13 protein-coding genes and 4 pseudogenes are annotated in these 13,360 nt (G+C 36.4%); 5 read left to right on the top strand and 12 right to left on the bottom strand.

From position 1 onward, the window contains the following. Window positions 1-88 precede the first annotated feature (88 nt). From C6H08_RS11825 to C6H08_RS03705, 12 genes and pseudogenes are all read right to left on the bottom strand, one after another. Window positions 89-517 carry an SDR family NAD(P)-dependent oxidoreductase gene (locus tag C6H08_RS11825; RefSeq protein WP_233708466.1) on the bottom strand — a complete coding sequence of 143 codons (429 nt, stop codon included), beginning with the start codon at window positions 515-517 and terminating at the stop codon, window positions 89-91. Continuing rightward, entirely contained in the window at window positions 514-744 is a 231-nt protein-coding gene (locus tag C6H08_RS11830) for an SDR family NAD(P)-dependent oxidoreductase (protein WP_233708467.1), read from the bottom strand. Before C6H08_RS11830 ends, C6H08_RS11825 begins: the two co-directional genes overlap by 4 nt. Window positions 745-746: 2 nt before the next feature. Beyond that, entirely contained in the window at window positions 747-977 is a 231-nt protein-coding gene (locus tag C6H08_RS03660) for a phosphopantetheine-binding protein (protein WP_034565690.1), read from the bottom strand. A 10-nt stretch (window positions 978-987) separates the two neighbouring features. Beyond that, a complete protein-coding gene (locus C6H08_RS11835) occupies window positions 988-1,464 on the bottom strand; it encodes a hypothetical protein (RefSeq protein ID WP_034579171.1) in 477 nt (158 codons plus the stop codon). Continuing rightward, a pseudogene (locus tag C6H08_RS03670) lies at window positions 1,454-3,026 on the bottom strand (3-oxoacyl-[acyl-carrier-protein] synthase III C-terminal domain-containing protein). Before C6H08_RS03670 ends, C6H08_RS11835 begins: the two are co-directional and overlap by 11 nt. Before the next feature lie 103 nt (window positions 3,027-3,129). Continuing rightward, window positions 3,130-3,747 (bottom strand): acyltransferase, encoded by a 618-nt coding sequence (locus C6H08_RS03675; RefSeq protein ID WP_104686106.1) that lies wholly within the window; start codon window positions 3,745-3,747, stop codon window positions 3,130-3,132. An 18-nt stretch (window positions 3,748-3,765) separates the two neighbouring features. Next, a pseudogene (locus C6H08_RS03680) lies at window positions 3,766-5,332 on the bottom strand (ANL family adenylate-forming protein). Further along, window positions 5,325-5,675 (bottom strand): annotated as a pseudogene (locus C6H08_RS12515) (SDR family oxidoreductase); the annotation flags it as partial. The pseudogenes C6H08_RS12515 and C6H08_RS03680, both read right to left, overlap by 8 nt. A 342-nt stretch (window positions 5,676-6,017) precedes the next feature. Continuing rightward, a pseudogene (locus tag C6H08_RS11855) lies at window positions 6,018-6,320 on the bottom strand (SDR family NAD(P)-dependent oxidoreductase); the annotation flags it as partial. Continuing rightward, a complete protein-coding gene (locus C6H08_RS03695; RefSeq protein ID WP_034579530.1) occupies window positions 6,313-6,609 on the bottom strand; it encodes a hypothetical protein in 297 nt (98 codons plus the stop codon). The gene C6H08_RS03695 and the pseudogene C6H08_RS11855, both read right to left, overlap by 8 nt. Window positions 6,610-7,356: 747 nt before the next feature. Then, a complete protein-coding gene (locus C6H08_RS03700) occupies window positions 7,357-8,394 on the bottom strand; it encodes a Mu transposase C-terminal domain-containing protein (RefSeq protein WP_138196173.1) in 1,038 nt (345 codons plus the stop codon). A 107-nt stretch (window positions 8,395-8,501) separates the two neighbouring features. Next, window positions 8,502-9,188, bottom strand: a complete 687-nt coding sequence (locus C6H08_RS03705; RefSeq protein WP_052100008.1) for an endonuclease — start codon at window positions 9,186-9,188, stop codon at window positions 8,502-8,504. 192 nt (window positions 9,189-9,380) lie between these two features. On the opposite strand from C6H08_RS03705, the gene C6H08_RS03710 reads away from it, so the two are divergent. The 5 genes from C6H08_RS03710 (at window position 9,381) to C6H08_RS03730 (ending at window position 13,346) form a co-directional block, all read left to right on the top strand. Beyond that, window positions 9,381-10,406: a sensor histidine kinase gene (locus C6H08_RS03710; protein ID WP_233708471.1), complete on the top strand. Its 1,026-nt coding sequence runs from the start codon at window positions 9,381-9,383 to the stop codon at window positions 10,404-10,406. 256 nt (window positions 10,407-10,662) lie between these two features. Further along, entirely contained in the window at window positions 10,663-11,439 is a 777-nt protein-coding gene (gene fliR / locus C6H08_RS03715) for a flagellar biosynthetic protein FliR (protein WP_104686108.1), read from the top strand. Between the two features lie 9 nt (window positions 11,440-11,448). Further along, on the top strand, window positions 11,449-11,781 hold the full coding sequence (locus tag C6H08_RS03720; RefSeq protein WP_034565795.1) for a branched-chain amino acid transporter permease: 333 nt from the start codon (window positions 11,449-11,451) through the stop codon (window positions 11,779-11,781). After that, window positions 11,781-12,590, top strand: a complete 810-nt coding sequence (locus tag C6H08_RS03725) for a beta/alpha barrel domain-containing protein (RefSeq protein WP_034579566.1) — start codon at window positions 11,781-11,783, stop codon at window positions 12,588-12,590. The genes C6H08_RS03720 and C6H08_RS03725 overlap by 1 nt, the downstream gene beginning before the upstream one ends. A 105-nt stretch (window positions 12,591-12,695) precedes the next feature. Continuing rightward, window positions 12,696-13,346, top strand: coding sequence for a YceI family protein (locus tag C6H08_RS03730; protein ID WP_034566033.1), 651 nt, complete (start codon window positions 12,696-12,698; stop codon window positions 13,344-13,346). The last annotated feature ends 14 nt before the right edge of the window (window positions 13,347-13,360 follow it).

Consider the following 13,360-nt stretch of genomic DNA (forward strand, 5'->3'; position numbering starts at 1 on the left):
CTTTCTTCATTTTTAAACATGTCATACTACAAACTCCCGCCGCCATCAATGACGATATTTTGTCCCGTTATCCACCTGCTAGATTTACTCAATAAAAGCACACAAGCGGCGTAATATCACCCACTTCCCCTATGCCTAGCGGGTAGGCTTTATCCATTGCTTCAATATATTCTTTATCATAGATTTTACTCCAAGATTCTATCATCTCCGTTTTGACAAAGCCCGGGTTAATGGCGTTTATGCGGTATTTTGGGGCGATTTCTAGCGCGATTGATTTAACCGCGGCATTCACCCCCGCCTTTGTCGCAGAATAGCTAGATAAGCCCTTTTGTGCTTTTACACTTGCATTTGAGCTAATCCACACAAAAGACGCCTTATCCGCACTTTTTGCCCTTTTATCTAGCAGCCCTTTTAGAATCTGTAAGTTTCCAAAATAATTGACATTAAAAATTGCGGTGGCGTTTTCCACAGACAGCACCGCGCCATCAAAGCTGCCATATTCTTTAGCAAGATTCAAAGCCCACTTATCCAAAGAGACATATTCGCTAATATCCTTTGAAATAGGGATAAACCGCTCTTTATATAGAGCTTTTCCCTTTTAGATTCTAGCTTTTTGCTATCCCTTGCTAGTGCTACAACCTCTGCTCCAAGTGCGTTTAGCTCTAATGCAATCGCCGCACCTAAGCCGCTACTAGCCCCTGTGATTAAAAAGCGTTTATCGCTAAAACAATCTTGTTTAAACATATTTAGCCCTCTAATTTATCTTGTGCTAGAGCGATTATATCGCTTACTCGTTTGCAATTATGCAGGGTATTGCCGCTTACTTGCATAGCAAAGAGATTTTCAAATAGGGCGATGAGTGAGACAATGGCTAGGCTGTCGTATTCTTCAATAGAATCTAAGGGCATATCTGGCGTTAATGGCTCATCTCTTTGTATCGCATCAGCGATGTGTGTCAAAAACTCTTGTTGTGTCATTGTGTATCCTTTAATGTTGAAATTTGAATATTGTTTTATGCAAAGTTGCATAATCTTTAAAGTCAGCTTTTGTAAATCTTTGACTGCAAAGATTATGTAACATTTTTAGATTTTGTGTAGATTGTGTGTTTTTGGATTTTAAAATTTTAGATACTTCGTTTCGCTCAATATGACAAGAGGTAGAATCGACTTGAGAAGCTGCGGCTTTGCCTTGTTTTGCTGCGGTCGCTTCGCCCTCTCGCAATGACGGAGTTAGGGCATTTTTATAATTATTGTGAGATTCTAGGCTCACAGAATCCACGATTCTAGTATTTTGCAAGTATGGACTAGTGCTTCGCGCGAATGCGGTGTGGCTAGTGGGGCTTTTTGTGGATTTTGGGGCAGAGTCTAGGTCAAAAAGGTCTGCGGTTGCCCTAAAACGAAGTTTCTTTAGAAAATCCACAAAATCGCTGCTATGACTACCCAAAGACGAATGGTTATTCGGCATAGATTCCAACCTTTTGACATTTAAATCCTTTATCTAGCGTTACCACCGCATTCCCCCACGCTAATCCCGCACCAAATCCAGCTAAATGCACCCTTAAAGGAGTTTCTAGCCCGTTACTCGCTAACTCTGCTAGAGTGTCGCATATTGTCGCTGGGATTGAACAGCCGCTAAGATTGCCGTATTTATTAGTCGTGGTATTTGGGACTTTCTCTTTTGGTAGCCCTAAACTTCGCGTGATGTTATCTACAATATATTTATTTGCCTGATGAAAAAAAGAAGTAATCAATCGCTTCTTTATCACATTGTGCGTAATCTATAATGCCCTGAAATGTCTTTGGATAAGCAGAAACCGCAAAGCTAAAAATCTCTGCTCCGTCCATATATAAGTCTTTAAGACTTCGGCTCTCGCCTGTCTGCCATACTTTAAAATCTGTGATAATCTCTTTTGTTGGGATTCTACACGCACCTTGTGGGATTATGAGTTGGTGAAATTTAGAGCCATCGCTACCTAACTCAAAATAATGCTCTTTTGGCAATTCAGCTTGCTCTAAAGAAACTTCGTTTTGCGATAAATGTGAGAGCTGCGAAAAATCGCACAGGTCTCCGCTTAGGTAACTCCCTTGTACTTTTTCTTGCAACCCACATTTACTAAAGAAACTGCGGCTTTGCCTTGTTTTCTCATCAAAAATCTTAGAATTGCTGGAATCTAGCTTTGTAGAATCTGCTTGAGATTCTGGGGTCTTGTCATTTTGAGCCTTTGAAAAAGGCGAAAAATCTCTTTTGGATTCTATGTGAGATACTTCGCCTAAAGGCTCAGTATGACAAGGGGCAGAATCGGCGTGAGATTCTGTATCGCTAGAGTCTTGGCATTCTAAGATTGTGGATGAATTTTTGGGGTTATGCAAGGTAAGCGAATGAGGCGATGTAGCCGTAGGCGAAATCCACACTTGCAAATTAGACATACGCCGCAATGAAGTGGGCGCAGCATTCCCCAAAAAGTCGCCACAAGCTGAATGCCTAGCTAAATTGCGTTCTAGTAAAGTCGCACTCACCCCATCCCCCATTATCGGCGCTAAATTAGAATCTAGCGGATTAACAAACTTGCTTAAAGTATCGCCAACGATAAGTAGCACACGATTTGCCCCGCCGCTATCACATAAACTATGCGCCACATATAGGCCATAGAGATAGCCCGCACAGGCTTGATTTATATCAAAGCTAAGGCAGGATTGACTTAAGCCGAGTTTGCCTTGCAAATAGCACGCACTTGCTGGGCAGGAGTAATCAGGGCTTTGCGTTACAAAAATAAGCGCATGAATACTCTCTCTTTCCACATTTAAAGATTCTAAAAGCCTTGTAGCCGCTTACAGTCCTAAATCACTCGCGGTAATGTGTGCTTCAGCGATATGGCGAGTTTGCAAACCTATGACTTTTTTAATCCGCTCTAAGCCCTTTTTATCACCTTTGTAAATGGTGTCAAGCTCGGAATCTATGTCTATAACCTTTGGTGGCACAATGGTGTAAATGCCTTTTATGCTTATGTTATGAAAAGTCGCTTTCACGCCGCCCCCTTAAGCACATAAGGGCTTATGTGTGGGATAGTAAAAGGCGTGGGTAATGTGGGGCTTTGTAAAGGGGTATTTGAGACAGATATAAAAAGGGTATTTACCCCCCCCCCCCCATAGTTAGATTTTCATTCTTTAAAAATTCTAAAAATTCCTTTTCAAGTGTAAGAATATTCCTGCTTCTCTCTAAGATTCTTTTTGCAGGATTTCCAAAGTAGATTCCAAAAGGTTTTGTAGGGCGAGAAACAAGACTTAAAGCCCCTACACTCACACCTTCGCTTAAGCCTTTACTTGAAGGCAATATCACACTTCCAGCGCCCACAATGCAATGCTTTTGTAAAATAATCTTTGAAGTGCTGACACACTTAAAGTTTGATGGTATCATGGGATTTGTCAGGCTTTCCCCACTATAATCATCGCTTGCCACAAACACACTTACGCGATAGGAAAGACCGCAAAAGTCCTCTATTACAATTCCAACTTCACCACCAGACAAGATCGCACCCGCTGCTATATGAACGAAATTACCAATGCTTATATTCCCTGCAAGAATAGCAAAATCATCAATGCGAACATGATTACCTATGCTTATGCGTTCTGTATTATAAAGACTGGCTTTTTTTGAGATAAAAATGTTTGTTGGGTTTTCTGGGATTGTGATTCCCAACTCTTTAAGCTCATCAATACTATAAAAATTATTTGAGTTTTTTGCTTTCATTGTTTGCCTATCCTTTACTTATGGTTTTATTCTCTTAAATCTCTCACTCACTTCTAAAGATTCCACAATGCTTACTTTACTTGGAATCTTAAAGGGGGCGAGTTTGTCTTTGCAGAAAGCGCGGATATGTTTTTTTAGCGTTAAGTTTGAATTAGCGTGAGATTTAGATTCTACTGCTTCTATTTTTTCAGAATCTAACACCACCTTTACACTCACACTTTGCCCTGTAATAGCATTAGATTCCCCATATACAACACAATCACTTATAAATGGAATCTGTAATAGCACCCCTTCAACTTCTTGTGGGATAACTTTCTCTCCACCTACATTTATAACTTCTTTTGCCCTGCCTATGATTTTTATATACTCTTCCCCATTAATAAACTTTGTTTCTACTAAATCTCCTGTTGCAAAGTAACCTTTATTATCAAACACACTATTATCACTATTAAGATAGCCTATTGCGTTTGTGTGGGATTTAAGATAGAGTATATTATCCACTATCTTGTAGTCTGCATTTATGATTCTAAAAAACTCTGCGAAGTCGATCTCATCTGCTTGTTTGGTTTTAATGGCATTTGTCTCACTTGTCCCAAAGCTTTGTTTGAATCTTGTGTGCGGCAGGGCTTGTTGCAGAGATTCTAAAAGTTTTGAAGACATTTTTTCGCTTCCATAAATGACTAGCTTTAAATGAGTTAAATCATAATCACTTAATCCAGCTACAAGTAAAAGTCGCAACAATGTCGGTGAAGCAGGCAAAATCTCTACTTTGTGTTTTTGTAAAGATTCTAGAATCCACTGCGGACTCCGCTCTTTTGGGATAATAAGGCTTCCACCGCTCCCAAAGGTATTTAGCATTACATCAATCCCTGCGATATGGTCTGGCAAATATACACTCATTATACGCAATGGATTTTGCCTTTTATTACAATAAGATTCTAAAAATGTGTTTAGATTATGCACTATGGCTTTGGGTTTGCCTGTGCTACCGCTTGAAAAAAGGATTAGTCCGCTTGTGTGATTTGCCTGTAAAGAGGTGATAATACTATGCTTCTTATCTGTGTTATGCGTAGAATGCAGGGTGTTATCATAAAAAAGATAGTCTATCTGCCCCTCTTTGATATAAGATTGAAGCATAGAAGAGAATATAGAATCCTAGATTCTGCGTTGTCTTTTTAGCACTTTCAAGGGAGTTTGATATTGCAACTGCGTCATTATCGTTTAGATAACTCCTTGTTGCAATATCTACACAACCTGCAAAATTACCTAAAGATACTTCCGCAGTGGGCGTTTTGGTTTTTATAGAATCTTTTGGGGCAAGTGAAGCAGATAGCGGCGTTATAATAAAGCCCTTTTCTACACACGCTAAGAAAAAGGCTAAAGTCTTTAAATCATAATCGCCGATAATGCCAATGACACTATTTGCCTTTATGCTATTGAGTAAATTTAGGGCATTGCGTATAGAATCTAAAAGCTCCCCATAAGTGTGGCTTTGATCTTGTGCAATAAGACATATAGAATCTTGCTCAAAACTTTGAATTTTGCGTAAAAATAGGTGCGTGAAATTATAAGAATCACTACGCATTCACGCCTCCAAGATAAATGACTTGTGCGGTGATAAAATCACTTTTTTCATCTAAGAAAAACTCAATGGCATTTAGCACATCTCTAAACTCACCAAATCGTTTGATGGCTTGTTGATTTAAAAGGGCGTCCATTTTTGCTTTAGGGACATTTTTGATTAAATCCGTTGGCACAGGTGTAGGACCAATGGCGTTTATGGTGATACCAAACTCGCTTAGTTCCTTAGCACATACTTGTGTGAGATTGACTAATGCGGCTTTTGAAGCAGCATAGGCGGCTTCTCCTTCTAGGCGTAAGGGGGTGGCGACTGTGGCGAAATTTACGATACGGTAGGGCATTTGCGTTGTTTGCGTCGGCTTTTTTGCAGGTTTGGACTGGTGCTTCGCACAAGTGGTGCTTTTAGCGGATTGTTCGCTCAAGGCTTGGTCATTACCCCTTAGGTAACTCCCTTCGCCTTTGCTTTGAAAACACTTAAAATCCCTCAAAGATACTTCCGCAGAAGAATCCTTATTGTTAGAATCTAAGATTGCAGATTCTTTAAAATCATCACAAACCGCTTCCGCAATGGCATTTTTCGCATTATTTTTAGAATCTAGCCCCTTAGATTCTAAATCCTTTATACGCTTTTTATAATTTTGCACCATAACCTTTGAGACTTCTCGCAAGAAAAGAAAGCTACCAAATACATTTGTGTTAAAGATATTTTGCATAGTTTTTAGTGGTGTAGTAAGGATATGATTCATAGAAGCAATTCCGGCATTATTGAGTAAAACATCAATTGTGCCAAATTCCTTTTTCACAGCCCTTACCATATTTACAACCGCATTTTCATCGCTCACATCAAGGGTAAAATGTCTGTAATTTTTATGCTCTAAATTGCTTTGTGTCCGCGAACAGCCACACACAATATCGCCTTTATTTAAGTAATACTCGCTTAAATCCCTGCCTATGCCCTTGCGTGTCCCTGTGATAAGTATGACTCTAGGCATTGCTTTGACTTTTTTCTAGGATATAAGCACTTAGGGTAGCGACATCTTTAAATGGTGAGTTTCTTCCGCTCATTGTCTTTTCATCAGCTAGGACAAGATTAATATTAAGCGTTTCAGCTAACATTTCCTCTAAGTCGGCAATAAAGCTTACAAGGGCTAGAGAATCTAAATTGCCCTCAATCCCATAGATTTTTGTTTCAAGTGTTGGATTTTTTAGATTCTCATTTTCTAGCTCATCTGCTAGAGATTGGAGAGTTTTATAGATTAATGATTGTATTTGTGTTTGCATGTTGTGTTCCTTAAGTAGTGTCGATAAAAAATATTTTTACATGTAGATTTGCATTATAATATATGCAAAATCGTTTTTTTTTTTTTTGTAAAAAAAGCGAAATTATTTTAGTTTTGTGTAGATAAAAGTAACATTTTTAAGATTTTATGGCAATAAGTAGTGCTTAAAATAGAGATGATTCTATGTTTTTGTAGGACATGTGGGTTAAGAGTTTTCATATAAAGTAAGGATTTTTAGTTATCACTTATAAAATATTAAACTTTTTTAACTCCAAACACCCTAAATACCGATACTCTAAACACTAAGCAAAAAAGCCCTGTTATAATTCTGTATAACCTTTTAAGATTAAATCAAAAAATCACAAGTAAAATAACACATATTCTAAAGATTTCAGTTTTGATTGTGTTGTACGAATAAGGTTTTAAAGTTTTATTTCTTTCCTGTTTTTTTAAAATACCCTTACATCACAACTTAAAGTACAAGTCTTTTTTATATAGTGATTATATGTTACATTTTCACTTTACAAAGTGTGACAAACTAAGCAATACAAAATTACAAATTACTTAAGCTTTGATACAAATTAAAATTACATAAGCAAACAATACTTTAATTTTTACATTCTCTACTTAATGGAATTTATAAGCCTTTATTGTGTAGTTTTATATATCTTTTAAGCACATAAAACATAGTTTAATAATTTAAAAAATGTATAACCTTTTTTAGATTAAAACAAAAGAATTGTAGCAATCAATAGAGACTTTGCAATAAAACATTATGTTTTATAATTATTTTATTTTTGGTTACAGCAGAATAAAAACTCAAATCCCTTTTAACTTCACCCTTAGATTTCATGTTTTCTTCTTGTGTCTGTAACTCCACTAGATTCACTATATCTCCACCACTAATAGCCCTATTTGCCTCACTCTTTAGCTTTGCTGATACAATGTCTATATTATTGATTTTAGGCACACAAGGCTTTATTGTTCTTGGTGCATTACTTGCAGCACTCTCTATTAAGCCCTGCAAGTTTGCATATTGACTATCTTTTGCAGTTTGCATATCTCTCTTAGCTGCCTTTATGCGTTTAAGCGATATTTTTTCAGCCATTTTTGCACTCTCTGCACTCACACCATCAAAGCCTATGCGGGTAGCTATATCTACAAACACCCCTTTTTCATCATAGACAAAGAGTTCTTGTGTATTATTGATATTAGGTCGCACGATTACAGAGTCATAGTTAAACGCTTGAATGCTTTGATACCACACTCCCCCATGCATAATGCCCTTTTTATTCACTCTTCTTTTTACACTAGGCGATAATTTCATAATGAGTTCATACTCATTCATAGCCACTGCTTCATTTGCTTTTTGATTATAAGCCTCTGTTGGTGTCATGCCTAGTGAATCTAGATAACGATTATTAAGCAGTGTATCTGTATATGTGTCTATTCGCTCTAGCATAGATTCAAAGCTATCTAGCTCTTTTAAGTTTGTTAAAGCCCCTTTTTTCAATCTTCTCTCTTTTTTACTAAAGAAAAACTCTATTGCTTGTCTTTGAGCTACATTATGTCCTATGTATCCTTTACCCCAAGAGATAATCCTATCTTGCAATGCCCTAAAGGTATTCTCTACATAAGGCTTTAACCACCCACTATAACCCCTTACATTCTTATACTCTATATCTAAGTTTTCCATAACAGCCTTAGTGTATTTAGATAGAAAGGCTTTGCCATTATCCCCTTTAATAACTTTTGGCTTACCATATTTAAGGATATATTTAGCCACAGCTCTTGCCACACCTAAGCTATTTTCAGTATCACTGATATGAAATCTAACGACACGGCTATATGTATCTACCAGAGAGATTAAAACATATCTTTTCTGCCAATATTCTATAATCTTGTGATCAGACTCTGTGCTTTATAAAACATTTTCCATAAAGGTATTTGAGCGATGGCACTATCCCTTGCTTTTTCATATTCATCTTTTGGATACATTTTATCCCATGCTTCCATGAGTTTTCTCTCTTGATCGCTTAAGCGGATATTATAGGTTTCACTCATGTAAAGATATGTGCGGGCGATAAGCCCTTTAGAATAGTTTGCAGGATAGAATCTCTTTGCTTTAAAGTCAGTATAAACCTTGCAATTTCCATATTGATTATAGACTATATATCGTGGTGCTTCTGCGTATCTAAAGTTGCTTCTGTCTGCATTTATTTCGCCTATTGCTGGGACAAGGTTTCTTGGGTCTGCTTCCATGAGATTAAAGGTTTTATCATCCCTGCATGCTTTTCTGCCGCCTTTTTGCCAACATGGGAGATGATGTCCAAAGTTATGGGCTGGCATGATATGCTCAAACTCAATATTTTGCGTGCGTTCATTAATCGTCTTTTTCTTTGTGAGTGGCTTTCTGGGGGTGTAGTGTGGAGATTCTATTAGCTTTATACCATTATCTGTGATTTGAAATGGTGCTTTGCAATAAAACTCGGTTGTAAAGCCTTTAGATTCCCATATTTTTGTCAATATCTCTTTAGTTTCGCGGAATGTTTGCGGTGGCTTTAATCCATCAAAAAGCAAGTAAGCAAATAAGGTTAGTAGAGAAGCAATACTTATAGTTTTTAATCTACGCACAAAATACCTTTCATATTTTTATAAAACATATAAAACTTGTTGCAAAACATTGACTACAACACTAAAAGATTCTAAAAATCACACTTTAAAATCGCACAATCTACTCAAGGCTATAAATATTCTAAGATTCTAGATTCTGTGCTAAATTTGGGTGGGCTACGGGGTTTAGGGCGTAATTTACAGAATCTAGAATCTAACACAATAGCCCATCATGTTGAGCGTAAGCAAACATCTAGCATAGAATCTAGAAAAGATTCTATGAATACACAAAATAAAGAAAATTTAGATTCTAAAAAGAATATGGATAAAAACTCTGCGGAAGTATCTTTGAGTGATTTTAGTGGTTTTCAAAGCAAAGGCGAAGGGAGTTACCTAAAGGTAAGTGAGCGAGCCTTGAGCGAAGAATCCACTAAAAGCAGCAAAGAGACAACGCAACCAAACAAAAACCCCACCCCAATCGGCGTAGCACTACTCCTACACGACATCACAGAAAAAGCACAAAGAGAGCAGTTAAGACGAGAATTTAGCGCAAATGTATCACATGAGCTAAAAACCCCACTCACAAGCATTTTAGCCGTGCTTGAAATGCTGCAAAACAATACCATTAAACAAGAAGACATTCCAAAATTTCTTTGCAATATACATAAGGAAGCAAGGCATTTAATGGCCTTGATTGAAGATATAATTATCCTAAATGAGCTTGATAATGACTACACTTTTACGCCTTATCCGCTTTCCATGCGAAATCTTTGTGAAATTACTCTATCTATGTTTAAAGATTCTATCCGGAAAAAAGGGCTTTCTTGTGCTATACAAGGCGATGATTTTTTGGTTATGGGAGAGCAGCGACTACTTCTTGTTATGCTTTCTCATCTCTGTGAGAATGCTATAAAATACAATAAGGATAAAGGCAGTATAGAGATAACCTTTGATGCGACACACAAAACATTGCATATCAAAGATAGTGGCATTGGCATACCAGAAATGTATCATGAGAGAGTGTTTGAGCGATTCTTCTGTGTGGATAAAAGCCACTCAAGTATGATAAATGGCACAGGACTTGGCTTAAGCATAGTTAAACATGTAGCACACCTGCATCATGCAAAAATCAATCTTAATAGCACCACCAACATAGGCACTAGCATTTCTCTTTGCTTTAGTTAGAATGAGATTGCAACTTATTTAATGCAAATTTAAGGCAAAGCACGATCAAAAGATTTCACACAATCGCAACAGTATGTTTTTGAACCTAAGTTAAGCACGGGAACATGCTTTTTATTCAATCCTATTTCACCCAAACTTCAAAACACTTTAGAATCTCAATAATCTCATGCTATAATTTTACTCCTAAGATTCACTAAGATTCATTAAAATTAAGATTATTTGTATTTCGAGTTTTGTATCAAAAGTAAGGTTATTTATGCTTGATTTTCTCCCCTATATTACGAACGCAAATGTTATGGCATTTTTAATGCTATTGTTGCGTTTTGGCGGTATTCTTGCATTTTTCCCTTTTTTTGATAATCAAATCTTGCCTGTAAGTGTTAGAGCTGCTCTTGCCTTTGTGCTTGCGGTTGTGTTTATGCCGATGGTAACACATATTATTTCTTATCCTAGTCTAACGGCGTTTATGATTGGTGGCTTGTTTGAAATTCTTTTAGGTTTTACTTGTGGGCTTGTGTTGCAAATCATCTTTTCATCTATCGTATTTGCGGGGGATTTGACAAGTTTTTCTATGGGTTTGACTATGGCTAGTGCGTATGATCCTATGAGTGGGACTACAAAGCCTATAGTCTCTCAAGTTGTGGTGTTTTTATCGATCCTTATGGCATTGCATTTTAATTTTCACTATCTTTTGCTTGATATTATTGCACGCACGCTGAATGATACGCCACTTGGTGGCTTTATGCTAAGTGATAATATTGTCGCATATTTTACAAAGTCGTTTGCAAATATGATTCTAATCGGCTTTTCTATGGCGTTTCCTATTATTGCGGTGCTGCTTTTGACTGATATTATTTTTGGTATGATTATGAAAACTCACCCGCAATTTAACCTACTTGTGATTGGTTTCCCTGTGAAAATTGGCGTGGCTTTAGTGATTTTAGCCATTATTGTGCCGAGTATTATGCAGCATTTTAGATATGATTTAAGTGAGGGTATGAAAGTATTATGGAAGATTCTAAGTCAAGATTAAAGGGGTAATATGCTATATATTATGATACTTTTTATAGCCTTGCTTACGGCATTAACAAGGTTTTTGCCATTCTTTATTTTTCGCAATAAAGCCCCAAAAGTTATCACAGATTTAGGCATTCTTTTGCCCCCTAGTCTTATTGCTATGATATTTGTGTATTCATGTAAGGATATGTTGGGCTTAGATAATATTGATAATGGGGTCTATGGGCTTATTGGCATTATTTTTGTGCTGTTTTTACATATTATGTTTAAGAATATTTTAGTGAGTATTTTTTGTGGCACACTCTTTTATCTTGTTTTGCGTAATTATGATTTAATATCTAGTTTAATGGCTTCTTGATGTTATCCTATCTTATTTTATCCCCAGCATATTATGCTGATGATACATTATATACAAAGCTACAATATGCTTATACTATGTTAGAATCTAAGGACATGACGCTAGATTTTATCGCATTTCGCTATGATAATAATGATATTTTATCTGCGAATGAATATCATAAACTATTTGAAGCATATAGATTTGCTAAAACTCATAACATAGTATTATTGCTTAATCTCTCTAGCTATAAACTTGAAACACTCGTCCTTTTATGGTTGCATGGCTTTAACTTAGGCATACATTTTAAAGAATCTGATATGCCTCTTTTGCGTGATAATATCTGTAAAGATTTAAAGCAAAGCCATGCTTTAATACATTCTCTGCAAGATAACATAAGTTTGCATGAAAAAGTAAAGATTCTTTATAGCGCACTTTCTCATACAGGTATCGCAAAAAGTTTAAAGCTATTATGTGATATAGAATCTTTTTCATACTTTCTAACTCCATTCAATCAAGCCTTAAATACTTATGAAAACTTAAGACAAGAAAATAGGCTAGATAAAAGATTCTATCCTATTTTTGTAAGCACACATAATTCGTGCGATTTATCTAAAGTCCTATCACTTGGGGCTAACTACGCTACAATCAGCCCTATATTCTATGATAAGGGCAATAAGGCTTTAGGTCTGCCATATCTACAAAAACTACCTTTGCGTGTAAAAGAAAGGGCATTTGCATTAGGTGGTATAAATAGTGATTTAAGAGTGCATGAGATTAAGTCATGTGGCATGGCTGGATTTGCTTCAATTAGCTATTTTTTACAATGATGAGTTATGTTTTTAGCTATTAGCTTACAGAGTGAATTAACCCTTTTTATGCTTAGATATGTTAGAATATTGGGCTTATTAAACAAAATTATTAAGGGTGTAAAGATGAAAAAACTTTTTACTTTCATGCTTTTTTGTGTGATTCTTCAAGCAAAGGAATATGTTATCGATGAGACGCATTCAAGCGTGAGTTTTAGTGTAGAGCATTTAAGTGTTGCCGATACCATAGGGCATTTTCAAGAGTTTTCTGGCACACTTGATATTGAGAATAATGCGATTAAGAATCTGCAAGGGCAAGTTGAAATCAAAAGTATTAATACCTACAATGCCGCACGAGATGAAGAGCTGCTTTCAACAGATTTTTTTCACACCAAAAAAGCCTTTTTACAATCTATCTCATATAAAAATAACATTTTACGCACAAAACTTACAATAAATAATATTACAAAAGAAGTAGCCTTTAAGGTAAAAATCACAGGACCAATACGCAATCCAAGTCTATCTTTAAAAGAAAAAAGCACAAATACTAATCCTTTCGCATTGCAAACAACAGATATGCCGTTACAAAATCCGCATTTAAAGACAAATGATTCTAGCACAGATTGTGGCTGCTATGTCAGCTATGGTGATAATGTCATCGGCGTAGAATTACATGGCAAGATTAATCGCTTTGACTTTAATATCGCTACAACCACCCCAAAAGAGCTTTTAGGCGAATATGTCAATATAAAAATCATATTAGAAGGGTCTAATTAGATTATAAAGATTCA

Source organism: Helicobacter bilis (assembly GCF_900198365.1).
Lineage (GTDB): Bacteria > Campylobacterota > Campylobacteria > Campylobacterales > Helicobacteraceae > Helicobacter_A > Helicobacter_A bilis_B.

Bases quoted from the DNA above. Each gene is read 5' to 3' on its own strand.
- C6H08_RS03695 (WP_034579530.1), bottom strand. From the start codon at position 6,609: ATGCAAACACAAATACAATCATTAATCTATAAAACTCTCCAATCTCTA.
- C6H08_RS03720 (WP_034565795.1), top strand. From the start codon at position 11,449: ATGCTATATATTATGATACTTTTTATAGCCTTGCTTACGGCATTAACA.
- C6H08_RS03725 (WP_034579566.1), top strand. From the start codon at position 11,781: ATGTTATCCTATCTTATTTTATCCCCAGCATATTATGCTGATGATACA.
- fliR (WP_104686108.1), top strand. From the start codon at position 10,663: ATGCTTGATTTTCTCCCCTATATTACGAACGCAAATGTTATGGCATTT.
- C6H08_RS11830 (WP_233708467.1), bottom strand. From the start codon at position 744: ATGTTTAAACAAGATTGTTTTAGCGATAAACGCTTTTTAATCACAGGG.
- C6H08_RS03730 (WP_034566033.1), top strand. From the start codon at position 12,696: ATGAAAAAACTTTTTACTTTCATGCTTTTTTGTGTGATTCTTCAAGCA.
- C6H08_RS11835 (WP_034579171.1), bottom strand. From the start codon at position 1,464: ATGCCGAATAACCATTCGTCTTTGGGTAGTCATAGCAGCGATTTTGTG.
- C6H08_RS03660 (WP_034565690.1), bottom strand. From the start codon at position 977: ATGACACAACAAGAGTTTTTGACACACATCGCTGATGCGATACAAAGA.
- C6H08_RS03675 (WP_104686106.1), bottom strand. From the start codon at position 3,747: ATGAAAGCAAAAAACTCAAATAATTTTTATAGTATTGATGAGCTTAAA.